Below are 21992 nucleotides of genomic sequence, written 5' to 3'. Positions count from 1 at the left end.
TTAAAATGAATATGATTCGCCATCTTCAGGCACGAAGACACGTGAGGAGATTCCTTTTTCATGAATAAAGGACTTTAATTCTTCTCTTGATAATCCCCAATGGTTGACAGCCTCCATGTGGCTCACAATAATGTTTGCTTTTGGAGCAGCCTTATACGTTTCATAGATATCTTCTTTACCCATGACAAGAGAACCGCCTTCATAGAATTGATTATCTCCGCCGTTCACTACAATGATGTCTGGCTGATGTGTATCAATCTCTTCCCGAACTGCATCGTACCAGACAGTATCTCCGGCGATATATAACGTTTTCTCACTTTGGTGTTTGAAGACGACACCGCATACAAGACCTGCCAGTTTTAGAATTTCTCCTCTTCCGTGTTCGCCTTTAGTTTTTATCAGTTGAATGCCTTCAAAGATTGTATCTTTTGTTAACACTTCGACATTTTTGAAACCGGCATTTCGCATTTCTGTAGCATCCTCTTCATTTTGGGAGAACAATTTGATCCCTTTTGGCAATAGCTCTTTAGCTGCCTCATCCCAATGGTCGAGGTGCAGATGGGTAACAATCACAGCATCAATGTCTTGAATCAAATTGTCGACAGATGTTGGCAGCTCAACTAAAGGGTTGTTTTGGTCCTGTCTTGGCGCATTTGGGAATGGAGGGTAAGCCCCTTTATCAGCTAACATAGGGTCTATTAAAAACGTTTTGCCTGCATATTCGACAACAAGTGTGGCATTACGAATTTGTTGAATGTTCATGTGCAAAACTCCTTTTCTTACATATGTGTATAGTCTACATACAGCTGCTGAATAAATACATGGAACAAATCAAGTCTTTCTGTCGATTGACTTGATTTTTGAAAGTATTTTGGATCCATTGTCACTAAGGTATAATCGGGGTAATTGAAACACGGTGAAAGAAACGGATTTTATAGTCATGTACAAGGCTGCACCTTTTTAGGAGCTGATGTACAGGATGGTTTTATTTTCATCATATTGAAGGGACTTGATTTCATGTTAGATCACACGGACATGCAAATATTGAAAGAGTTGTCTAAGAATAGCCGCATTACAATGAAGGAATTAGGCGAGAAAGTTCATTTAACAGGGCAAGCAGCCGCCTCGAGGGTTGCCAAATTAGAAGACAACGGTGTAATTGAGGGATACACCATTAAAGTGAACCAAGTGAAATTAGGGTGTTATATACATGCTTTGCTTAACATCTATACAAAAAGCACCCATCATCAGCCATATTTGTCATTTATCAAAACACAAGCGGAATATGTACTCAATAATTATAAAATTAGCGGGGATGGCTGTTATCTTCTTGAATGCAGATTTCCGTCTCATGAAATGTTAGATCAATTTTTAGTGGAATTAAACAAGCATGTCAATTATAAATTATCGATTGTCATTAACAAATAGAGGCTCTTTCTCTTTCAAAGCTAAATAATATGTGAGGTCTAAACCCTCTCGGCCACATCAAATACCAAGGGCTGCAGACCCTTGGTATTTTTCATGCCTTCTTTTATAGTCTGTCTTACTTTGCAAATCGCCGAGCCCCTGCTACGCACATGATAACGGCGATATTCACTGCCACGAGTGCCCAGCCTACTTTCTCGTGCAGAATCACTGAGGCTAGCAAGAGCCCAAAGAAAGGCTGGAGAAGCTGCAGCTGTCCGACTGACGCAATTCCGCCTTGGGCAAGACCCCGATACCAAAACACGAAGCCGATCAGCATGCTGAATAAGGAGACATAGGCAAGACTGAGCAGCGCAGAAACGCCAATAGACGACCATGAGTCCGGCGTAAAATAGAACGACAATGGCAGCATAAGAGGAAGCGAGAGAACGAGTGCCCAAGAGATCACCTGCCAATAGCCGAGACGTCTAGAAAGCCTGGCCCCTTCTGCATAACCAAGACCGCAAACAACGATAGAAGCCAGCATGTATGCGTCGCCAAGCGGAGATGAACCTCCCCCCTGAATCAGGGCGAAGCCTGCCACTAGCAAGCTGCCAGCAGCTGAGAATATCCAGAAGACCGGCCGGGGGCGTTCCCCTCCGCGCAGTACGCCGAAGATCGCTGTCGCAAGCGGAAGAAGCCCAATGAAGACAATCGCATGAGCGGATGTGACATACTGAAGCGCTAAGGCTGTCAGCAAAGGGAAACCGATCACCACGCCGAGCGCCACTACCAACAGTGAAATGATGTCTCTTTTGGCAGGATGCTGCTGCCGGAAGATGAGTAGGAGACATCCAGCCAATACACCAGCTATTGCAGCACGGCACACGGTGAGGAACAATGGGTCGAAGTCCGCCACAGCCAAGCGGGTCGCTGGCAGCGAGCCGCTGAAAATGAGTACGCCTATAAAACCATTTATCCAGCCATTTGTTGTTTTGTTCAATTGCAATCACTCCAAATATATTTCTTTTTCATGATCTGGATGTTCTTAACAAAACCAGTATCTAAGGATTACAATGACTATAAACTGAAATCGGCCTTTTATAAACAGCCAGTTTTCATAAATAAATGCATACCAGTTAGGAGAAAAACGTGCAAATGGATATCACGCCTTTTTTGAATAGAAACCTGGATATTCCGCTTTATCAGCAGCTTTATCGGTATTTCAAAGAAAACATGCATCAAGGGCGTATTCAAAAAGGAATGAAGCTCCCTTCAAAAAGAATCCTGGCGAGTCAGCTTTCCATCAGTCAAACGACTGTAGAACGTGCGTATGAACAGCTTGCGGCTGAGGGCTATATCGTGAGCAAGCCAAGAAGCGGATGGTTTGCTGACTATCATGATTCTGATGTTGCCTATCATAAAATGCCGAGCGCATCACCTTTTAAAGAAAAAGTTCAAGAAAATAAACAATGGATTGATTTTCACTATGGAAATGTAGATTCTTCTTACTTTCCTTTTTCCGCCTGGCGAAGAAGCATGGTCAATAGCTTAGACCAATATGGCGACGAGCTTTATCGGCCGGGAGATGCTTTAGGAGAGTTTGCACTAAGAACACTCATTGCGGAGTACCTGTATCAATCACGCGGTGTCCATTGTGTCCCTGAACAAGTCATCATAGGTGCCGGCAATCCTATTCTTCTGCAAATTTTGTGCCAAGTTTTTGAACCGAATATTTCCATAGGATATGAGGATCCCGGTTATCCAAGAGCACGCAAGATTTTTGAAGCCAATCGTATGAATATACTTCCTATACCGGTTGATGATGAAGGAATCTGCATACAGAAGATCAAAGAACAGCAGCCGAACCTTGTATATGTCACGCCTTCCCATCAATTTACGCTGGGAACCATTATGACGATTAACAGAAGAATGGAGCTCCTCAAATGGGCGGCTGAAAGTCATTCATTTATCATAGAGGATGATTATGATGGGGAATTTAGATACACAGGGCAGCCGGTTTCTTCTTTGCAGGGGCTTGACCAGCAAAACCGTGTCATTTATATGGGCACTTTTTCTAAGTCTCTTCTTCCCTCGCTGCGTATCAGCTACATGATTCTTCCTTCGCCTCTTTTGAAAAAAGGCCATGAAATAACGTCCTTATATAAGCAAACGGTGTCCTGCCACAGTCAGCTGACGCTGGCTGACTTTATAAAAAGCGGAGAGTGGCAAAAACACATCAACAGAATGAGAAAGCTTTACCGGAAAAAAAGAGCCGCTTTATTAGAGGCTGTACAAAGAGAACTGGGAAAGCATGTCAGGATTCGCGGAGAAAACTCTGGGCTTCGTATCTTACTTGACGTTTATTTGCCATTTAGTGAAAAAGAGTTGATTGAGAAGGCAAAGGAACATGGGGTGAAAATTTACCCTGTTTCACTTTCTTATAAAAACAATCCTCCTGCGAAAAGGGTCTCACTTGGATTTGCAGGAGTTTCAGAATTCAACATACGAGAAGGCATCAAAAAACTAAAAACTGCCTGGAGGATATGAGAGGCCAGAAAGCCATTAGGGGATGATGGCTATTAAAATATCCACAGTTATGAATGACAATACTGAAGATATAAGTGCCCTCAGTCTCTAGCTCCTGATCAGTTTTGGATGTAACACTTCAGATGACAGGCGATTGATGAAGCTTTACGTGAGATTTTTTTATTTGCTGATGTCGCAGTGATACAATAAACAAGTACACAAATGACAAAATAGAGGTGTAAGAATGAAGTTAGATGAGTTTACAATCGGTCAGCTATTCAAAACGAAATCTTTAACATTAACAAAAGATGATATTATGCGGTTTGCAAGTGAATTTGACCCTCAATATATGCATGTAGATGAAGAAAAAGCGAGTAAGGGCAGATTTAATGGAATTATTGCTTCTGGCATACAAACACTGGCCATTTCTTTTAAGCTTTGGATTGAAGAAGGTTTGTATGGAGACGATGTGATTGCCGGAACAGAAATGAATCATATGACATTCACAAAACCCGTTTATCCAGGTGATGAACTGCATACCATCGTTGAGGTGCTTGATAAGCAGCCAAAGAGAAATGGATTGGGAATCCTCACTGTATTGTTATCTACTTATAATCAAAAAGAAGAAAAAGTTTTTGAAGGTGAGTTATCGGTATTGATGAAGCAATAACTTATAAGGCCCGCTTTCCTAAAGCGGGCTCGATTCAAAAAGCTAATGGGTGATGGATTTTAGCAAGTTTCTTTTGAAAAATAAGAGGTTAACACATCATAAACAATAGGCAAAGAAGTAAATCCCTCATCTTCTAGAAAATGACCCCCGTGCTGGACTTCATATAACGCAGCGTCAATTTGTTGTGCCAGTTCCTTGCTCCATGAGAAAGGCACAATTTGGTCATCCTTAGAAGCAATGACAGCACGGTGCTTCGCGGACTCGATGATTTTTTGATGATCAATCGATCCCTGTGTAAATTCATCTAACATCTTTAAAGCAGGCAGTGATTTGGCAAAGCCGGAAACCAGTATGATTCCGCCAAGTTGTTTACGTAATTGAATATGTTCCAAAAATCTCAAGATGGCGGGGCATCCTAAGCTGTGCGCAACCAAATACGTATTTTCATCTAAAGTGTGTAGATAAAAAGAGAGTGTATCCAGCCAATCCTCAAGTCTTGGCTGGTGCGGATGAGGCATATTTAAAATGTCTGCTTTGACCCCATCTGCGAGCAGACGTTTTTTCAGCCAAGGGAACCAATGGTTTGTTGAGGATGCTCTGTAGCCATGAATGATATAGACTTGTTTTGTCATTTTTTTCTCCTAACGACTATTTTCATTCAGTATAAAATTCCTCTCTTTGGGAAACAAGTACGCACTTTTTTGTAAGTGGCTTTTACTTATGAGACATTCCTTGTGCCATTCCCCACTTACACATTTCATCTATAAGGGGATACAAAGACAGCCCTCTGGCAGACAACGAATACTCCACTTTCAGTGGGGTTTGAGAAACCTCAGACCGATGAATAAGACCGTCGGTTTGCAATTCCTTAAGCTGTGCGCTTAACATTTTATGGGTGATGAAGGGCATAGCCCGTTTCAGCTCGCCGTATCTCATCGTTTTTTCACACCCTAACTCATAGAGAATTCTCATTTTCCATTTTCCTCCTATCAGAGATAAGGTGTATTCAAATGGGGCTTGTTTACTGCGGCATAGGCTATTCATTGTAATCAAACCTCCTTTTTTAAGTATAATAACAGAATAAATCAGGAATTTCGGTGTTGAAGTTTGAGGGGCCTGGCGGGTAAATCTGAGGCGGCTTACGTTCTCTCGGCTGCGAACATGAAACCAAGGATCTTGCTTGTTATTGGCCAGGGCTGAAGCTTAATCTGTCAGAGCTTGAACCACATGATATTTGTGACGTGATCCACAATCTGAACTGAAAGGGCGATTGCTCAACAGGCTGCATGGCACACTGAATGTTATAAGTCAAAGAGGGTTATCTTACTGTTAATTACTTTATTTGAAAAAACCGATGTTTTTAGCTGAAAATATCTATTATGGTATAGTTAAATATAACGAAATATTTGAGAAATGAGGAATGGTATGAATACAGTCAAAAAACATAAAAAATCTAAAGCGAAAATGATTCTGCAAGTCATTATGGTTGTGATCGGAGGAATTATAGCGGCATATGGACTGGAAACAGTGCTCATTCCAAACAGTGTCTCTGATGGAGGGGTGACTGGTCTTAGCATCGTTGGTTCACAACTATTCAATCTGCCGCTGGGGATTCTGATTGCTGTGATCAACATTCCGTTTGTGTGGTTAGGATATAAGCAAATTGGGAAAAACTTTGCGTTATTATCCATTATCGGAATCATATCGCTTGCCGCGGGGACAAGCTTTTTCCACCACACACCCGCTATCATTGAAGGAGATACCTTGTTAATCACCGTAGTCGGCGGGATTATCCTTGGATTCGGAATGGGGTTAGCGCTGCGTAATGGCGGCGCGTTAGATGGAATTGATATGCTTGCTGTGCTATTATCCAGAAAACTGCCATTTGGAACGAGCGATCTTATCTTATTCTTAAACCTTTTTGTATTTATTTTTGTATCCATAGTATTTGGCTTGCAAGGGGCGTTGCTTTCAGTCATTGCTTACTACATTGCCTCCAAAGTCATTCATGTCGTTGAGGAAGGTTTAAGCGGTTCTAAAACCTTTCAAATTATTACCTCCGAACCTGAATTAATGGTAGAGACCATACGTGATCAATTGGGCCGAAGCGCAACATATAAAGAAGCTTACGGGGGGTTTTCCCACGAGAAATTTAAAGAAATCACATGTGTCATCAACCGCTTAGAAGAAACCAAACTAAAGGAAATTATTAATGATATCGATAAATCTGCCTTTGTTACCGTATATGACGTCGCTGAGGTAAAGGGCAGCAATTTTAGAAACCTGAATAATCATTAGAAAATTTTCGCCACCATCTATTTTGGACATGTCATCATGAGTCGTATCATAGAAATACCAAGGGTTTTGCGCTCTTGGTATTTTTATGTTTGAAGACATTTCCGTCTCATCTACCAGTTTACATGCTGTTTCAATTTTAATGTGTAAATGGAGCAGCTTTGACAATGGATATCGGTAAATAATGTAGGGGTCTCATCAGGAGGTTGATATGAAGGAATTATAAATATTTGATGTTCCAAATATAAGGGATTGTTTATATAAATAAAAGCTTATATAATGGCAGTGGCTAAGGAAACGCGGGGAGATACTCAGGTTTTCGTTTTCGGCGTTTTGATACTTAAGATAAACGGAGCGCTGCATATAGAGACGTATAATCATTTGGCGTATAGATGACGATTTGGTTATATATTGATTTGTGAAGGAGGAGTACATATGACGATTGACGTTGCTGCGATGACTCGCTGTTTAAAAACACTAAGTGATCAAACAAGGCTTATGATGATGACATTATTTCTTGAAAAAGAATATTGTGTCTGTCAATTGGTTGATATGTTCGACATGAGCCAGCCCGCCATAAGCCAGCATTTGCGAAAATTAAAGAACGCAGGATTTGTGAACGAGGACAGAAGAGGGCAATGGCGTTATTATTCAATAAACAGATCATGTCCTGAGTTTGATACATTGCAATTTCTTTTACAGCAAATCGATCAGGAGGACAAATGGTTAACTCACATCAAACAAAAGGAAACTCAAGCGTGTTGCCAGTAAGGAGGCATTAGATTGACTTCAGTCATTTTGGCTTTATTTATCTTTTTATTCACTTTAGTCTTGGTAATATGGCAGCCGAGAAACTTGTCTATAGGGTGGTCAGCCTGCGGAGGAGCTGTTTTGGCTCTAATAGCTGGAGTTGTCAGTTTTCAAGATGTATTAACGGTGACAGGCATTGTTTGGAATGCGACATTGGCTTTTGTGGCTATCATTATTATCTCATTAATCCTCGATAACATCGGTTTCTTTGAATGGGCAGCGCTTCATATGGCGAAGGCTGCAAAAGGAAACGGTGTGCGCATGTTCGTTTATGTATCAATATTAGGGGCGGTAGTCGCTGCTTTATTTGCAAATGATGGTGCAGCTCTTATATTGACACCAATTGTATTAGCGATGGTCAGAGCTTTAAACTTCAATGAAAAATTGGTTTTTCCTTTTATTATGGCCAGCGGGTTTATTGCAGATACGACCTCGCTTCCGTTAGTAGTGAGCAATTTGGTTAACATCGTTTCAGCAGATTATTTTCATATTACGTTTATTGATTATGCATCCAGAATGATTGTCCCGAACTTGTTTTCGTTATTCGCGAGTATCATTGTACTGTACCTTTTCTTCAGAAAAAGCATACCAAAACGTTATGAGCTGACTGAGGTGAAAAAACCTGTAGAAGCCATAAAAGATCAATACATGTTCAAGCTTTCATGGTATATCTTAGGACTTCTGTTAGTTGGATACTTTGCAAGTGAATTCTTATCGATCCCTGTTTCAGTGGTAGCAGGGATCATTGCAATCTTTTTCTTAATGGCTGCAAAAAAGAGTCCGGCCGTTCATACCAAAAAAGTGCTGAAAGAAGCGCCGTGGGCTATCGTGTTCTTCTCAATTGGCATGTATGTTGTTGTGTATGGTGTCCGAAATGCTGGATTGACAGATGTCCTTTCAGATGTGATTCAAGCCATGGCTGATCATGGATTATTTGCAGGTACGGTTGGAATGGGCTTTATCGCGGCGATTCTTTCTTCCGTTATGAATAACCTGCCGACTGTCATGATTGATGCATTGGCCATTGCCGGCACAGATACACATGGAATGATGAGAGAAGCGCTCATATACGCAAATGTCATCGGCTCAGATTTAGGACCTAAAATAACGCCGATTGGTTCCTTGGCGACACTATTATGGCTCCATGTCCTGTCACAAAAAGGTGTGAAGATTTCTTGGGGCACATACTTTAAAACAGGAATCATTCTCACAATCCCAACATTATTGATTACACTTGTCGGCCTGTATCTTTGGCTGATGATCATCCATTCATGTTCTTAAAAGGAGAAGATAGACATGTCAAAGAAAACAATTTACTTTTTATGCACTGGTAACTCCTGCCGCAGCCAAATGGCTGAAGGATGGGGGAAAAAATACCTTGGAGACAAGTGGAACGTGCACAGCGCAGGAATCGAGGCTCATGGCTTAAACCCTCATGCCGTCAAAGCAATGAAGGAAGCAGGGATTGATATTTCCGACCAAACCTCAGATATCATTGATCCGAACATTTTAAACAATGCTGATTTGGTTGTTACCCTCTGCGGTGATGCAGCTGACAAATGCCCAGTGACACCTCCGCATGTAAAACGCGAGCACTGGGGATTTGATGATCCTGCAAAAGCACAAGGAACAGATGAAGAAAAATGGGCGTTTTTCCAAAGAGTCCGTGATGAAATTGGAGACCGCTTAAAACAGTTTGCTGAAACTGGGGAATAAGACTCAGAAGAAAATTGGTGGTCCATCAATGTGTTGTTCAACAGGTGTCTGTAGGCTTAGTGCAGACACCTGTTTTTTTATTCTACTTGAAGGAAAGTTATTTAGCTTAGAGAAAGGAAAATTAATTTTGTTAACAGAATTTGAAGGAGGAAGATGTTACAAAGGGGTTGTCTGTTTGCAGGAACTAATAAAAGCCAAATATAACAGCTTAAAACATTTTTTCCGACATTTGTCTATTCAATATTAGACCAAACCATTCCGGGAGCTATTTATGTAGATAACCAAACATTCCCTAGATGTTTTTTGTAGGGACTGAATCAGGCATTTATTTTGTTGCGGGAGAAGAGGGGAATCAAGTTTTTAATGATTTCATTGCTGAATATTATGAAAAACAAAGGAATTCAACAAAGAGATTTACCCTGTTTTCTTCTAACGATACATGGGATAGCGTGATGAAAACAATACTGAGAGACGACTTTAATCAAATAAGAAGAGCTGCATTTTCTTTTCAGCCAAAACCTTCGAAAACGGCTTTTCAGCTGCCAAAGGGGCTAGTGTTAAAAAGAATAGACGAAGACATCATTTCAAACAGTACAGCGTTTAACAGCGCTTATTACGAGGAGTATTGGAATTCTGCCACGCATTTTTTGGGAAATGGCTTTGGATTTGCCGTCGTACACGGCGATCATGTTGTTAGTGAGTGTACTTCTATCTTTTTAGGAAACAATCGAGCAGAAATGGATATCTATACACTTGAAGAATATAGAGGCATGGGCTTAGCTTATTGTGCAGGAAGTAAGTTTATAGAATATGGTCTGGAAAATGGGGTGACTCCTAGCTGGGATTGTGATGTTTGCAACAATTCGTCTATTACATTGGCAGCTAAATTAGGCTTTAATACTCTATTTACTTTTCTGGATAATCGTAATGAAAGAACCTAAAAAGGTTCTTTTTTTCATTAAGAAGGAGAAATATAAAAACCTTGCGGATTGTTCGACCTGAAACTCGGTTAATGTTTTGAAAATGAAATGATAAACAATAAATACACATCAATGGCTTGTTGTTTTTAGCTAAAAAGGTGAAATGACTGTGTTGACTCTTACCTTCGAGGATACCTTAGTATAAGAGCATGGAAAGGGGGAATTGAAGTGTATACCGTTCGTGAAGTTGCTAAGTTAGCTCACACCACAGTGAAGACGTTACATTACTATCACAAATTAGGCCTTTTGATTCCGGAGCAAATGACGGAAGCAGGCTATCATTTATACGGAAAAAAGGATATCGAACGATTGCAGCAAATCCTTTTTTACAAAGAACTGGATTTGCCTCTCAAAGATATTAAACAATTATTAGATGGAGAAACCGATAGAGAAAGTATGCTGATCCAGCAAAAATATTTATTAGAACAAAAAATCGATCGGTTGAAAGGACTGGTTAAGACAATCAATTCCTCGATCAAAAGCGCCAAAGAAGGAGTCGATTTAGACATGGAAGCAATGTTTAAAGGTTTTGAAACTGAAGAAGAATGGGAAGAAGCCTTAAAAGACCAAAATGAACATTTGAAAAAAGAGTATGATTTTGACTTATCAAATGAAACCATTGATGTAGAAGCAATGAACGATTCTGCCATAGAAGCGCAGTCATTTAATGAAGACATGGTTCGATTCCTGCAAGAAGGTCTCTCTCCAAACGATGCAACCGTTTTGAATCGTGTAAAAGAACATTTATCCTTTTTAAGAAAAAAGGGGCATCCATCATCACCGCAAGACTTTCTAAATCAAACAGAGTTTTTCATCGTTGATGAGTTTCATAGAAATATGCTTGAGCAATTGCAAACAGGTTACGCTTATTTCCTAAATAAAGCAGCAGCTAATTTGGCAAATATAAAATAGCATCCCTCATAAGCCGCTTTTGCCCAGTTTCAAAAGAGGTTTATAAATGAAATTGTAAGCATAAAAATGAGATACCAAACAATGTTGGTATCTTTTTCTTTAGAGTTTTTTAATCCTTTTAGAAGAAACATGGGGGATTAAAATCTGATTCGTTTTATTTCCTTTAAGGTAGGTAAAACACACTCCGCTGACTGTCACCACCCCGCCTAGCAGGGAGAGGAGTACGGGTATTTCGCCTATCCACAGCCAAGAAATAAGCAAGGCTAAAGCCGGTGTTGCATAAAGCGAAAGGGTTGCTTCTGATGAGCCGATGAGTGAAGTGACATATGCAAGGGCAAAGTAAGGCACGATTGTTGGCAGCAAACCTAAATAAACAATAGACAATGTTGAGTTCATGGAAGCGTTCATCATCTCTCCGCCTAAGCCTGGCAGAAACATAAGCATAGGTATTGTTCTGCCCCAAAATGAAAATGTAACGAATCGGATAAAGCCATATTTTTTATATAGCGGGGTTGAAAAACGAAATAAATACTCTCCGAAAAAGCGGCCAGCAGGATGAACAAAGAATGTTGCAACATGGAATGTGCCTAAGGGAGGATTCTTTATCTGGATCAAAATATTGCCTGCAATATCAATGAAGTTACTTTATACGAAAGCCTTATCAAAAGGGATTCTTCTTAATCTCGGCAGTATTTATGCTCGGGAAAAAGGGAATTATATTCGCTTATCATATGCTTATGCATCACTGGAAGATCTTCAAAAAGGGATTTATGAATTGGGCTTGATGATTAAAGAATTGGCCAGCAGGCAGTATTTATCCAATCCTAAAAAAAGAGATCAAGCTTAATGTTCGCTTGATCTGGTGAATTTCCTCTATAAATAGACCAAGTCTTAGCTTGGTCTTAAAAAGATCATGTTTCTGAACGAAAGGTCTTCCCTACTTCTCTGCCTAAACCAAAATAATGTCTAAAATTATAGATAAGCGGGCTCCATTTAGAGGGGTTGATATGGTTTTCGTTTAATATGATTCTTTCCTCGGCGTGAACATGTAACGCCTGTGTCTCTACAATCGCAAAAGATGATTCATATTCTGGAATCCGAATATGTTTTACCTCAGCTTCAATATGGATGGGGCATTCTTTAATGCGTGTAGGTAAAACTGTTTTTGATTGCAAAGCTGTTAACCCTGCTGCCTCGTATTTTTCTTTTTTATATGTAAACCCGAGCTGTTTCTTTAAAGGCGGAATATCCTTTTTTCCGCTATAGGATGAAATTCTTTCAACGTTTTCCCATAAATCAGGGCCGGGTAAGTTTATGACACATTCTTTGTGTCTATTTATGTTTTCAATCGCTTTTCCTCCCAGGCCTATTCCAAGGACAATATAGTTTCCAAGAGCCCAAGAAGAAGACATAGGACTAATATTAGTGGTTCCATCCTCATTCAATGTGGAAAGAAGAAATGTTGAGGTTCCATAATACATGATGTTTGGTTTGATTTCTTTAAAATGAAGAGTGTCTTGTTCAATATTCAATGCTTATCCCTCCTTGTCATCATTACATTCATATTGTAAAGGTTTAACATTTCAACTATCATCGAAATATGAATGTAAGGAGGAAAAACATGAATCCTAATATTGCCAAAATCTCTTCGCTGCTATCTGATCCCTCGCGTTCTTCCATTCTTCTCAGCCTAATGGATGGAAGGATACACCCTGCGGGAGAGCTTGCATATCTCGCTAATATTAAACCTCAAACCGCAAGTTTTCACCTGAATAAATTGCTTGAAGCAAAGCTGATTAGCGTAGAGAAGCATGGAAGGCATCGGTATTACAGGTTGTCTAACTCAGATGCTGCAAACATGATCGAACAATTGCTTCATATTGCGCCTGAAGCCAAAGTCACATCTTTAAAGGATTCAAAAGAGAAAAGGGACATGCATTTCGCCCGCACCTGTTATGATCATTTGGCGGGTTATGTGGGCGTACAAATTACAAATTCACTCGTTGAGCAAGGGATGTTAAAAAAAATTGATGTAAACTTTGAGGTGACGTCAGAGGGATCTTTGTTCTTTTCGAATTTAGGCATCCACGAAGAGCAGCAGCGAAATAAGAGGAGAGCATTTGCCCGCTGCTGTCTAGATTGGAGTGAGCGGCAGCATCATCTTGCAGGAGCGTTAGGAAACGCCCTATTGGTGCGCATGTTAGAAGAAGAATGGATCGTTCGTATGCCGAAAACGAGAGCGGTTAGGATTACACAAAGCGGAAAAATTGCATTTGAGAAGTACTTGAAACTGAGTATTTAGGGAATGAGAAAGAAGGAGTAAAATTCGTTGGAATTTTTACTCCTTTTGCCTATTTTGAAGTTGCTTGATTCCCCATTGCAATAGAGATGCGATTCCAACTGTTTATTTGATTGATGATGAGAACTAGGTCAACATATTGTTTTTCATCATAATGTTCCCGCACTCGATGATAGAGCTCATCAGGAACCCTTTTAGATGGAATGAGCGTGATGTGTTCAGATAGTTCGAGCGCTGCTTTCTCTTCAGGTGAATAAAAATCACATTCATTCCAAGCATGTAAACAGTAAATTCGCTGTTCAGTTTCGCCCATTTTGCGGGCATCAGAAGTATGCATATCTAAGCAGAAAGCACAGCCGTTTATTTGAGAAACTCTGATTTTAATTAGCTCTCTCGTCGTTCGGTTAATTGAAGATTGTTTCGTGTATTTCTCCATATCCATCATCATCTTCATACCTTCAGGTGCAACATCATAGTAGGATACTCTTTGACTCATAAGGCAAGACTCCTTTCCTTAAGATACATAAATTGTATCCCGACATTGATCATTTTACCAATGTACAGTTCGTATGGCGTCTATTTCACTATCTTTTGGCAAGAAGCTGCTTTGAATAAAAGTAAGGATAGCCAACAATGATGAGTGGAGCTGCTAATGCAAGGAGTATCCATGAACCTGAGTGACTGTCTCTAATGACTCCAATGAATATACAAGTACCGATGAGAAAATATAAAAAAGCACCTAAAAACCAATACATATTCATTCCTCTTTTTCTTTACACGTTCTCTTTGATTGAGCATTTTTGTTTCTATGCTTGTCTGTTTTTTCGTTTACATTGCTTAATCGATCAAGGCACTGATTTTTTAACACTTTCTCAGTTCGGATGCCTTTTCTTTTTAATGATAAAATGGTGAGATCAAGTGATTTCAATAATGATCATTCCTTCAATGAATAGTGAGTTCTTTATTATTGTAAATGTACATTTGAAAAGATAAAACGTACATAAAGGCAGAACGCTTATGTACGTTTGGGCAATGAACATACGCCGGGAACACCTAATGGTTCAGTGCACTTCGTATTGTTGAGTTCATTCTTTTCCTATAAAATCATTGGATAAATGGTTGTTGCACGTTATTGAAATGGTATCGGTTTTCATTAGTCTCTGTTCGGTTAAACTGTTAAAGGAGTGAATGAGGTTTGAGGAATCCTTTCAAAGAAAAATACTACTTACATGATAGACGGGCATTAAATATGCTTGCGCTCAGAGTGCCTGGCCTGGCTTTTATCCTCATGATTTATGTAGCCTCTATCGTGCTGCAATTTCTGTATGGGAGCTGGTCCATTTTATTGCTTCATGTGTTTGCGGTATTGGCCGCCATCTTTGCTATGTTGCATTGGCACTCATATCGCTGGGTTAAGAAAAGGGTGATTCTGTACTTCGTAATACAAGGCTTGATCACTTTTACGCTTGCTAATCTAATGATTGACTTCTTGGTGCTGATCGTCATTGGCCTTTATGCATTTTTGATCGGACAGATTATAGGAATGGCGGACAGAAGAAAGACGTTCCTCATCCTTTATTTATTGCTTCTGCTGTCAATCAATGTACTATATCATATTCACAAAGGTGAATATTTGCATTTTCTTGTCATAGCGGTACCTATTATGACCGTGATTATCACATATGCCGCTACACTTTTCGCCCAAGTCGATGAAAAAATAAAAGCGCAGCTGACTCTTGAAAGGCTTGAGCTGGCTCATCAGCAGGTAGAACAGCTGACGCTGCAAAATGAAAGACAGCGTATGGCCCGGGACTTACATGATACGCTTGCTCAAGGGCTGGTTAGTTTAAATATGCAGCTGGACGCTACTCATGTTCATCTCGCCAAAGGCAACACAGAGAGAGCAAAAGAAATCATTCAACAATCAATGAAAAGAGTGAGAGGGACATTAGCGGACGCGCGTTCAGCCATTGACGATCTGCGCAGCAAATCGGAAGAAATCGTTTTTTTAAAAGAAAGAATAACTTCACTAATGGATCATTTTCAAGAGTCGACAGGCATGGGTGGAGTTTTAGACTACAAGTTACATCAGGTGTTAGACGTTCGTACAGCTGAAAACTGTTACTACATCATTGGGGAGTGCATAACGAATGCAGCAAAGCATGCTGAAGCAGATACGATCTCGGTATCCATTTGGGATGATAACGGGAGGCTCCATTTAACGGTTAGAGACAATGGCAAAGGCTTTGATGTTGAAAAGGGCAAGAAAAAGAGAGGACATTATGGGCTACTCGGCATACAAGAACGCGTCAGGACAATGAAAGGCCAATTCAATATAAAGAGCACAAAATCGAAAGGAACACAAATTGAGATCACAGTGCCAATTCAGGGAGAGATGCAAGATGAATAAAGTTTTAATCGCTGATGACCATCTTGTCGTAAGGGAAGGTCTGAAGCTTTTAATTGAAACGAATGATCAATACACCATTATAGGAGAGGCGGAAAATGGCAAAGCAGCAGTCCGTCTTGCAGATGAATTAAAACCGGATATCATTCTTATGGATTTGTATATGCCGGAGATGAGCGGGTTAGAGGCCATTAAACAAATCAAAGAAAAACACGACATCCCCATCATTATTTTGACTACATATAATGAAGATCACTTGATGATCGAGGGAATTGAATTAGGGGCGAAAGGATATCTGTTAAAGGATACGAGTTCAGAAACCCTTTTTCACACAATGGATGCAGCAATAAGAGGAAACGTGCTGTTGCAGCCTGATATCTTAAAACGTCTGCAAGACATCCAACTGGAGCGGATGAAAAAGCAGAGCAGTGATACGCAGCTGACAGAAAAGGAAGTCATTGTTTTGAAAGCAATTGCTAAAGGCCTCAAAAGCAAAGCGATTGCCTTTGACTTGGGTGTCTCAGAGAGAACTGTAAAGTCCAGGTTAACGTCCATTTACAATAAATTAGGCGCGAACTCAAGAACGGAAGCCGTGACGATTGCCATGCAAAGAGGTATTCTGACATTAGACAAATAACATCAAATTTGAAATTTGCCCAAACGTACATGCCCGAATGTACGTTTTTTTTATTTCATTGTCCACTACAATGAGAAAGAATATGATCAAGCAATGTGTTGAAAGGAGATTATCATGTCAAAAATGTTATATAAATTAGGAGGATGGGTTGCTCGCCATCGCATAAAAGTAATAGGTGCGTGGATCGTTGTGTTAGTTGCTTCGATAGGCCTTGCAATTACGTTAAAACCAAGTTTTTCTGAGGATATGTCCATACCTGACACACCTTCGGAAAAAGCGATGGATGTCATTCAAAAAGAATTTCCTCACGGCCCTGATAAAGGGAGCATACGGGTGATTTTCGGAGCTGAAGATGGAGAGAAACTTACTGCAGAGTCAGCCAAAAAAGCAATCGAAAATACACTCAAGGAAATCAATAAAGATGATTCCGTTGACTCGATTGCAAGTCCTTTTGTTACAGGAACAATCGCGAAAGATAGCACAGTTGCCTATGCTGATATCAAGTTTAAATCTTCAGCAGATGATATAAAAGATTACTCTATCAAACACTTAAAAGACAGTTTGAAAATGGCTGATGACGCTGGATTACAAACTGAGCTAAGCGGAGATATACCAGGAGCCGAGATGGAGATAGGCGGAGTGTCTGAAATTGTCGGCATTATCTTGGCCTTTGTCGTTTTAGCCATTACATTCGGCTCCTTGTTAATAGCAGGTTTGCCGATTTTAACTGCGCTAATTGGTTTAGGTGTAAGTATTGGACTGGTGTTGATTGGGACACAAGTATTCGATATTGCTTCCGTCAGTCTATCATTAGCTGGAATGATTGGCCTTGCTGTTGGTATAGATTATGCTTTATTTATTTTTACAAAGCACCGCCAGTTTTTAGGCGAAGGCGCACAAAAAAATGAATCAATTGCGAGAGCTACAGGAACGGCTGGGAGTGCAGTTGTTTTTGCCGGACTTACTGTTATCGTTGCACTTTGCGGACTGACTGTCGTTAACATTCCTTTTATGTCTGCAATGGGGCTGACAGCAGGGCTTAGTGTACTGATGGCTGTTTTGGCTTCCGTAACGTTAGTGCCTGCCGTCTTATCAATAGCAGGAAAAAGGATGGTTCCGAAATCAAACAAGAAAAAAGAAAAACAAAACGCTGAAACAAATGTCTGGGGACGCTTTGTCACAAAACATCCTATCATGCTAAGTGTATGCAGCATTCTTATATTGCTCGTTATTAGTATCCCATCTATGCATTTGGAGCTGGGCTTGCCCGATGCAGGGATGAAAGCGAAGGATCATCCAGATCGCCGGGCTTATGACTTGCTTGCCGACGGTTTTGGAGAAGGATTTAACGGTCAATTAACAATCGTTGCGGATGCCACAAGTGTGACAGAAAATAAGGCGGAAGCCTTCGCAGATGCAGTGAAAGAAATAAAGGAGCTAGACCATGTATCAAGTGTCACTCCTGCAAGGCCGAATAAAGAAGGGACCTTTGCCATCATTACGGTCGTTCCTGAAACAGGTCCAAATGATGTGGTAACGAAGGATTTGGTAAAGGATGTACGCAGTTTATCAGATAAAAACGGGGTAGATTTGCTCGTTACTGGATCGACTGCAGTGAATATTGATATTTCAGACCGCCTTAATGACGCGATACCGGTGTTTGCTGTACTCATTGTTGGTTTTGCGTTTGTCTTGCTGACCATCGTTTTCCGTTCGCTGCTTGTGCCGCTTGTTGCGGTTGCAGGATTCATATTGACGATGACAGCCACACTTGGAACCTGTGTATTTGTTTTACAAGACGGTAATCTCATCGACTTTTTGAAAATACCTGAAAAAGGGCCGATACTCGCGTTCTTGCCGATTTTATCTATTGGGATACTGTTTGGATTAGCCATGGATTATCAAGTATTCCTTGTAAGCAGAATGCGTGAAGAATATGTGAAAACAAAGAATCCAGTACAAGCGATTCAAGCTGGATTAAAACACAGCGGTCCTGTTGTCACCGCAGCCGGCCTGATCATGATATTCGTTTTTGCAGGATTTATCTTTGCTGGTGAAGCGTCTATCAAAGCCAACGGATTGGCTCTTTCCTTTGGTGTGCTCTTTGATGCATTTATTGTACGAATGACACTCATTCCAAGTGTCATGAAGCTGATGGGGAATGCAGCCTGGTATTTGCCAAAATGGCTAGACAAGATCATTCCGAATGTGGACATAGAAGGGCACCAACTCACGAAAGAAATACAGCCAGAAATAGATCATGAACAAAAGAAACAAATCATGTAATAGAAAAAGCAGATCTTTTATGATCTGCTTTTTTTAACTTCAAGCGCCCGTTATTAAAAATGCAATCCAAATGCCTGAATCACAAAAATCACAACAGGCGGGATCAAGAGGGAAGGCAGCAGATTCAGTGTTTTGAACTTCTTGATTCCAAGAATGCTTAACCCTGAGCTGAGGATGAGTATGCCTCCCACAATTGTGATTTCGTTGATAAGGTCTGTATTGATGGCGCTCTCCATTACTGAAGCAAATAAATAGATGGAGCCCTGCCAGGCAAATAATACAATCGCAGCCGCTGCAATTCCAAAACCAAAAGTCGAAGCGAGCACAATGGAGGTAATCCCATCTAACATACCGTTTGTCAGGAGGTATGTATAATTTTCATTCAGCGCGGCTTCAACAGGGCCCAATATTGAAAGCGAACCTATGCAAAATAATAAGATCGCGGTTGATAAACCTTCCGCTAAGTTGCTTTTAGAGAATTTGTTCACGAGCTTGTTGAATCGCAATTCCAGATTGATGATTTGGCCAAGCAAACCGCCAATGGCCAAGCTCACAATGAAAAGAATGGGGTATTTACTATCAGGCAAATGCTGTGTGATGGCATTGATCCCCAGCGCGACTGCAGCGAATCCCATTGCTTGCATCAGGATATCCTGGTATTCATTTTTAATGCCTTTTTTGAATACCCCTCCGATGATGCTTCCTGCAATGATCATAACTGTGTTAAAAATGGTTCCAAACATAAGTTTTCTCCTCCAATAATGATTCCTGCATACAAAATAAACCCTCTAGTTAGTAGAGAGTCAAGGGAGATTGACAGCATATTCTTCGGATTTATTTGATGGGCAGCAGGATTTCAGTCACATAATTATCCAGATGATTCGTAATCCCATAATCAATGAGTGTGATTTCGATTGAGTCCCCGGCTATCTCATGATGATGGTCTTTCATATATGCCAGTACCTTTTTGTAATATGGTTCGGCTTCTGGATGTGACCCTTTAAACCTGATTTGCAGATATTCTCTTGAAGGAAAAATGATTTCGGATGAAGTCTCTTCATTTTCATCTTCAAGAATCATGAAGATACTGGAATATTTGTCGAACTGATTTGCTTTTACATTTGCTGCTGAAATGGATAAACCGATCTTGCCTATAAAGATGTCTTCATTCACATTCAGGCGGGTTCTCAAAGCTGCTAAGGAATGTTCGATATCATGGCCGAGAATATATTCATGCTGTAAATAAGCCACACGTAGTGCGGGAAGTTTGATTTTTGAAATGTGATTTAGCGGCGTGTGAACGGCATCTTCTATTTGTGTGATCCGGCGGGAGATCTTTCTTTCAATGCGTTCCAATTCTTTCTTTTTACGGTCAATTTCAGCTTGCTGGCTTTTCAGTAAATGAATCAGGTGTTTGTATTTTGAGAATTATAAAAATCAAGAAGTTTATTGATTGGCAGGCCTAAAGCCCTTAAATACTTGATCGTATCCAACCGCTCAAATTGTTGGGTAGAATAATATCTATAGTTCGTTTGCTTGTCTTTATATTCCGGTTTCAACAGACCGATTTCATCATAATACCTAAGCGCAGAAATTTTTACATTGAATAACTTTGAAACTTCTCCAATCGAAAAAAATTCCTTCATTCTAACAACCTTTCTGTACATTTGTTTGCTTTATTCTTTCCATACATCCACATTATATATGATGAAGGAGCCCTAAAGGTAATCGGGGTTAGAGGCTGAGGGTAGAAGGCGGAATAATGCAGAAAAAAAGCCCCTTTTTTTTGATATGATCCCCTCATAGTAGACAGAAAAAAGAAAGCATACTAATCTGTCTACAATGGAGGGGTTTTTTTATGGGGAAAACACGTAAAACTTATGATATCCACTTTAAGAAAAAAGTTGTTGATCTTCACCTAAATGATGGGATGGGTTATCACACAATCGCCAGAGAAATGAACATTGATAAAAACCAAGTAAGGAGATGGGTTAACCACTTTCAGACAGAGGGGATGACAGGGCTTGAGGAGAAACGAGGAAAGGCAAAAGGCACTGGTATGGGCAGGCCAAGAATTCGCCCTGAAGATCCTGAATCTAAAATAAAACGGCTGGAAGCTAAAAATGAAATGCTAAAAAAGTTCTTAAACATGTGAAAGGAGGAATTGTACCAACTAGAAGGAAGTTTGAAGTGGTCAAAGAAATGTCCGCAGGGACTTATTCTCTCCAATTGTTATGTCAGGTAGCCGGTGTCTCAAAAAGTGGTTATTATAAATGGCTGAGAAAACAAAAATCGCCTTCTGAAAAACAGATAGAGGATGAGAGTGTAAAGAAAAAAATCATGGAGTGTCATCAAAAACTTAGAGGAATTTATGGATATCGGAGAATACAGGTATGGTTGGAAAAAATGTATGGACTACATATCAACCACAAGCGTATTCAACGCCTGATGAACGAATTGGGGATCCGGGCAGTCATCCGAAAGAAGAAACCCTATTACGGAAAGAAAGAAACGCACGTGACTTCTGACAACCATCTAAACAGAGATTTTACAGCTTCTAAACCTAATGAAAAATGGGTAACGGATATTACATATTTAATGTTCAACGGCCAGAAACTGTACATGTCTGTGATGAAAGACTTGTATAATAATGAAATCGTCGCTTACCAGATCAGTCGAAGGAATAACCTGAAACTTGTAATAGACACTCTTAAAAAAGCAAAGAAAAAACGAAATGTAAAAGGAGTACTCCTGCATAGTGACCAGGGTTTCCAATATACATCCCGCCTCTACCACAAGCTACTCAAAAAATATCAGATGAAAGCCAGTATGTCGAGAAAAGGAAACTGTTGGGATAATGCTTGCATGGAAAGTTTCTTTAGCCATTTTAAAACGGAATGTATGTATTTATATTCATTCAAAACAGCTGAAGCAGTTCAAGAAGCCGTATGTAAATATATTCATTTTTACAACCATCAACGGTTCCAAAAGAAGTTAAACAACCTGAGCCCATATCAATACAGGACTCAGGCTGCTTAGTGTCTTTT

At 40.2% G+C, this 21992-nt stretch carries 23 protein-coding genes and 4 pseudogenes; 16 read left to right on the top strand and 11 right to left on the bottom strand.

Translation table 11 applies throughout. The features are described from left to right. Positions 1–762 (bottom strand): MBL fold metallo-hydrolase, encoded by a 762-nt coding sequence (locus tag MOC09_RS19245; protein ID WP_268358398.1) that lies wholly within the window; start codon positions 760–762, stop codon positions 1–3. A 255-nt stretch (positions 763–1017) separates the two neighbouring features. Between MOC09_RS19245 and MOC09_RS19240 the strand changes: the two genes are divergently transcribed. Then, positions 1018–1428, top strand: a complete 411-nt coding sequence (locus MOC09_RS19240; protein ID WP_268358397.1) for an Lrp/AsnC family transcriptional regulator — start codon at positions 1018–1020, stop codon at positions 1426–1428. Between the two features lie 115 nt (positions 1429–1543). Here the strand turns inward: MOC09_RS19240 and MOC09_RS19235 are convergent, their stop codons facing one another. After that, a complete protein-coding gene (locus MOC09_RS19235; RefSeq protein ID WP_268371584.1) occupies positions 1544–2407 on the bottom strand; it encodes a DMT family transporter in 864 nt (287 codons plus the stop codon). 155 nt (positions 2408–2562) lie between these two features. Here MOC09_RS19235 and MOC09_RS19230 point away from each other — a divergent pair, with 155 nt between their 5' ends. Continuing rightward, positions 2563–3954, top strand: coding sequence for a PLP-dependent aminotransferase family protein (locus MOC09_RS19230; RefSeq protein WP_268371612.1), 1392 nt, complete (start codon positions 2563–2565; stop codon positions 3952–3954). A gap of 223 nt (positions 3955–4177) precedes the next feature. Then, positions 4178–4603: a MaoC family dehydratase gene (locus MOC09_RS19225; RefSeq protein ID WP_268358395.1), complete on the top strand. Its 426-nt coding sequence runs from the start codon at positions 4178–4180 to the stop codon at positions 4601–4603. 59 nt (positions 4604–4662) lie between these two features. On the opposite strand, the gene MOC09_RS19220 is transcribed toward MOC09_RS19225, so the two are convergent. Together MOC09_RS19220 and MOC09_RS19215 are read right to left on the bottom strand one after the other, a co-directional pair. After that, positions 4663–5235 (bottom strand): alpha/beta hydrolase, encoded by a 573-nt coding sequence (locus MOC09_RS19220; protein WP_268358394.1) that lies wholly within the window; start codon positions 5233–5235, stop codon positions 4663–4665. Positions 5236–5317: 82 nt separating this feature from the next. Then, positions 5318–5647, bottom strand: a complete 330-nt coding sequence (locus tag MOC09_RS19215; protein ID WP_268358392.1) for a winged helix-turn-helix transcriptional regulator — start codon at positions 5645–5647, stop codon at positions 5318–5320. Between the two features lie 381 nt (positions 5648–6028). Here MOC09_RS19215 and MOC09_RS19210 point away from each other — a divergent pair, with 381 nt between their 5' ends. From MOC09_RS19210 to MOC09_RS20200, 6 genes and pseudogenes are all read left to right on the top strand, one after another. Next, positions 6029–6901, top strand: a complete 873-nt coding sequence (locus MOC09_RS19210; protein ID WP_268358390.1) for a YitT family protein — start codon at positions 6029–6031, stop codon at positions 6899–6901. A 432-nt stretch (positions 6902–7333) separates the two neighbouring features. Beyond that, positions 7334–7669, top strand: a complete 336-nt coding sequence (locus MOC09_RS19205; protein ID WP_268371582.1) for an ArsR/SmtB family transcription factor — start codon at positions 7334–7336, stop codon at positions 7667–7669. A gap of 12 nt (positions 7670–7681) precedes the next feature. Beyond that, positions 7682–8989 (top strand): arsenic transporter, encoded by a 1308-nt coding sequence (locus MOC09_RS19200; protein WP_268371578.1) that lies wholly within the window; start codon positions 7682–7684, stop codon positions 8987–8989. 15 nt (positions 8990–9004) lie between these two features. After that, complete coding sequence (gene arsC, locus MOC09_RS19195) at positions 9005–9424, top strand: arsenate reductase (thioredoxin) (RefSeq protein WP_268358386.1); 420 nt, start codon at positions 9005–9007, stop codon at positions 9422–9424. A gap of 175 nt (positions 9425–9599) precedes the next feature. Beyond that, positions 9600–10365: pseudogene (locus MOC09_RS19190) on the top strand (GNAT family N-acetyltransferase). 207 nt (positions 10366–10572) lie between these two features. Beyond that, positions 10573–11316 carry a MerR family transcriptional regulator gene (locus MOC09_RS20200; protein ID WP_268371575.1) on the top strand — a complete coding sequence of 248 codons (744 nt, stop codon included), beginning with the start codon at positions 10573–10575 and terminating at the stop codon, positions 11314–11316. A 99-nt stretch (positions 11317–11415) separates the two neighbouring features. Here the strand turns inward: MOC09_RS20200 and MOC09_RS19180 are convergent. Next, positions 11416–11879 (bottom strand): annotated as a pseudogene (locus MOC09_RS19180) (DMT family transporter); the annotation flags it as partial. On the opposite strand from MOC09_RS19180, the pseudogene MOC09_RS19175 reads away from it, so the two are divergent. After that, positions 11879–12163, top strand: a pseudogene (locus MOC09_RS19175) (hypothetical protein); the annotation flags it as partial. The pseudogenes MOC09_RS19180 and MOC09_RS19175 overlap by 1 nt on opposite strands. A gap of 64 nt (positions 12164–12227) precedes the next feature. On the opposite strand, the gene MOC09_RS19170 reads toward MOC09_RS19175, so the two are convergent. Further along, positions 12228–12797 carry a flavin reductase family protein gene (locus tag MOC09_RS19170; protein WP_419900968.1) on the bottom strand — a complete coding sequence of 190 codons (570 nt, stop codon included), beginning with the start codon at positions 12795–12797 and terminating at the stop codon, positions 12228–12230. A gap of 140 nt (positions 12798–12937) precedes the next feature. Here MOC09_RS19170 and MOC09_RS19165 point away from each other — a divergent pair, with 140 nt between their 5' ends. Further along, positions 12938–13618: a winged helix-turn-helix domain-containing protein gene (locus MOC09_RS19165; protein ID WP_268371573.1), complete on the top strand. Its 681-nt coding sequence runs from the start codon at positions 12938–12940 to the stop codon at positions 13616–13618. 49 nt (positions 13619–13667) lie between these two features. Here MOC09_RS19165 and MOC09_RS19160 read toward each other — a convergent pair whose 3' ends face one another. The 3 genes from MOC09_RS19160 to MOC09_RS19150 form a co-directional block, all read right to left on the bottom strand. Further along, positions 13668–14111 carry a carboxymuconolactone decarboxylase family protein gene (locus MOC09_RS19160; protein ID WP_268371571.1) on the bottom strand — a complete coding sequence of 148 codons (444 nt, stop codon included), beginning with the start codon at positions 14109–14111 and terminating at the stop codon, positions 13668–13670. A gap of 88 nt (positions 14112–14199) precedes the next feature. Further along, the gene (locus MOC09_RS19155) at positions 14200–14376 is read right to left on the bottom strand and encodes a hypothetical protein (protein WP_072565799.1); all 177 of its coding nucleotides are present in this window, start codon (positions 14374–14376) and stop codon (positions 14200–14202) included. Next, on the bottom strand, positions 14373–14543 hold the full coding sequence (locus MOC09_RS19150) for a hypothetical protein (protein ID WP_268371568.1): 171 nt from the start codon (positions 14541–14543) through the stop codon (positions 14373–14375). The genes MOC09_RS19155 and MOC09_RS19150 overlap by 4 nt, the downstream gene beginning before the upstream one ends. A gap of 321 nt (positions 14544–14864) precedes the next feature. On the opposite strand from MOC09_RS19150, the gene MOC09_RS19145 reads away from it, so the two are divergent. The 3 genes from MOC09_RS19145 (at position 14865) to MOC09_RS19135 (ending at position 18945) form a co-directional block, all read left to right on the top strand. Next, positions 14865–16025 carry a sensor histidine kinase gene (locus MOC09_RS19145; RefSeq protein WP_268371610.1) on the top strand — a complete coding sequence of 387 codons (1161 nt, stop codon included), beginning with the start codon at positions 14865–14867 and terminating at the stop codon, positions 16023–16025. Beyond that, complete coding sequence (gene ydfI, locus MOC09_RS19140) at positions 16018–16659, top strand: two-component system response regulator YdfI (RefSeq protein WP_268371567.1); 642 nt, start codon at positions 16018–16020, stop codon at positions 16657–16659. The genes MOC09_RS19145 and ydfI overlap by 8 nt, the downstream gene beginning before the upstream one ends. Before the next feature lie 114 nt (positions 16660–16773). After that, the gene (locus tag MOC09_RS19135; protein WP_268371566.1) at positions 16774–18945 is read left to right on the top strand and encodes an MMPL family transporter; all 2172 of its coding nucleotides are present in this window, start codon (positions 16774–16776) and stop codon (positions 18943–18945) included. Between the two features lie 53 nt (positions 18946–18998). On the opposite strand, the gene MOC09_RS19130 is transcribed toward MOC09_RS19135, so the two are convergent. After that, positions 18999–19688 carry a DUF554 domain-containing protein gene (locus MOC09_RS19130; RefSeq protein WP_268358376.1) on the bottom strand — a complete coding sequence of 230 codons (690 nt, stop codon included), beginning with the start codon at positions 19686–19688 and terminating at the stop codon, positions 18999–19001. A gap of 91 nt (positions 19689–19779) precedes the next feature. Then, a pseudogene (locus tag MOC09_RS19125) lies at positions 19780–20591 on the bottom strand (MerR family transcriptional regulator). 212 nt (positions 20592–20803) lie between these two features. Between MOC09_RS19125 and MOC09_RS19120 the strand changes: the two are divergent. Continuing rightward, positions 20804–21100: a transposase gene (locus MOC09_RS19120; RefSeq protein ID WP_268371564.1), complete on the top strand. Its 297-nt coding sequence runs from the start codon at positions 20804–20806 to the stop codon at positions 21098–21100. Positions 21101–21135: 35 nt separating this feature from the next. Then, on the top strand, positions 21136–21984 hold the full coding sequence (locus tag MOC09_RS19115; protein WP_268371563.1) for an IS3 family transposase: 849 nt from the start codon (positions 21136–21138) through the stop codon (positions 21982–21984). Positions 21985–21992 lie beyond the last annotated feature (8 nt).

Source organism: Bacillus sp. N12A5 (assembly GCF_026790125.1).
GTDB lineage: Bacteria > Bacillota > Bacilli > Bacillales > Bacillaceae > Bacillus.
This window is presented reverse-complemented; position numbering and strand designations above follow the sequence as displayed.

What these genes read in the sequence shown, in the direction of transcription:
- MOC09_RS19245 (WP_268358398.1), bottom strand. Translation starts at nt 762, where the DNA reads ATGAACATTCAACAAATTCGTAATGCCACACTTGTTGTCGAATATGCA.
- MOC09_RS19240 (WP_268358397.1), top strand. Translation starts at nt 1,018, where the DNA reads ATGTTAGATCACACGGACATGCAAATATTGAAAGAGTTGTCTAAGAAT.
- MOC09_RS19230 (WP_268371612.1), top strand. Translation starts at nt 2,563, where the DNA reads ATGGATATCACGCCTTTTTTGAATAGAAACCTGGATATTCCGCTTTAT.
- MOC09_RS19225 (WP_268358395.1), top strand. Translation starts at nt 4,178, where the DNA reads ATGAAGTTAGATGAGTTTACAATCGGTCAGCTATTCAAAACGAAATCT.
- MOC09_RS19220 (WP_268358394.1), bottom strand. Translation starts at nt 5,235, where the DNA reads ATGACAAAACAAGTCTATATCATTCATGGCTACAGAGCATCCTCAACA.
- MOC09_RS19215 (WP_268358392.1), bottom strand. Translation starts at nt 5,647, where the DNA reads ATGAATAGCCTATGCCGCAGTAAACAAGCCCCATTTGAATACACCTTA.
- MOC09_RS19210 (WP_268358390.1), top strand. Translation starts at nt 6,029, where the DNA reads ATGAATACAGTCAAAAAACATAAAAAATCTAAAGCGAAAATGATTCTG.
- MOC09_RS19205 (WP_268371582.1), top strand. Translation starts at nt 7,334, where the DNA reads ATGACGATTGACGTTGCTGCGATGACTCGCTGTTTAAAAACACTAAGT.
- arsC (WP_268358386.1), top strand. Translation starts at nt 9,005, where the DNA reads ATGTCAAAGAAAACAATTTACTTTTTATGCACTGGTAACTCCTGCCGC.
- MOC09_RS19170 (WP_419900968.1), bottom strand. Translation starts at nt 12,797, where the DNA reads ATGTATTATGGAACCTCAACATTTCTTCTTTCCACATTGAATGAGGAT.
- MOC09_RS19165 (WP_268371573.1), top strand. Translation starts at nt 12,938, where the DNA reads ATGAATCCTAATATTGCCAAAATCTCTTCGCTGCTATCTGATCCCTCG.
- MOC09_RS19160 (WP_268371571.1), bottom strand. Translation starts at nt 14,111, where the DNA reads ATGAGTCAAAGAGTATCCTACTATGATGTTGCACCTGAAGGTATGAAG.
- MOC09_RS19155 (WP_072565799.1), bottom strand. Translation starts at nt 14,376, where the DNA reads ATGAATATGTATTGGTTTTTAGGTGCTTTTTTATATTTTCTCATCGGT.
- MOC09_RS19145 (WP_268371610.1), top strand. Translation starts at nt 14,865, where the DNA reads ATGCTTGCGCTCAGAGTGCCTGGCCTGGCTTTTATCCTCATGATTTAT.
- ydfI (WP_268371567.1), top strand. Translation starts at nt 16,018, where the DNA reads ATGAATAAAGTTTTAATCGCTGATGACCATCTTGTCGTAAGGGAAGGT.
- MOC09_RS19135 (WP_268371566.1), top strand. Translation starts at nt 16,774, where the DNA reads ATGTCAAAAATGTTATATAAATTAGGAGGATGGGTTGCTCGCCATCGC.
- MOC09_RS19130 (WP_268358376.1), bottom strand. Translation starts at nt 19,688, where the DNA reads ATGTTTGGAACCATTTTTAACACAGTTATGATCATTGCAGGAAGCATC.
- MOC09_RS19120 (WP_268371564.1), top strand. Translation starts at nt 20,804, where the DNA reads ATGGGGAAAACACGTAAAACTTATGATATCCACTTTAAGAAAAAAGTT.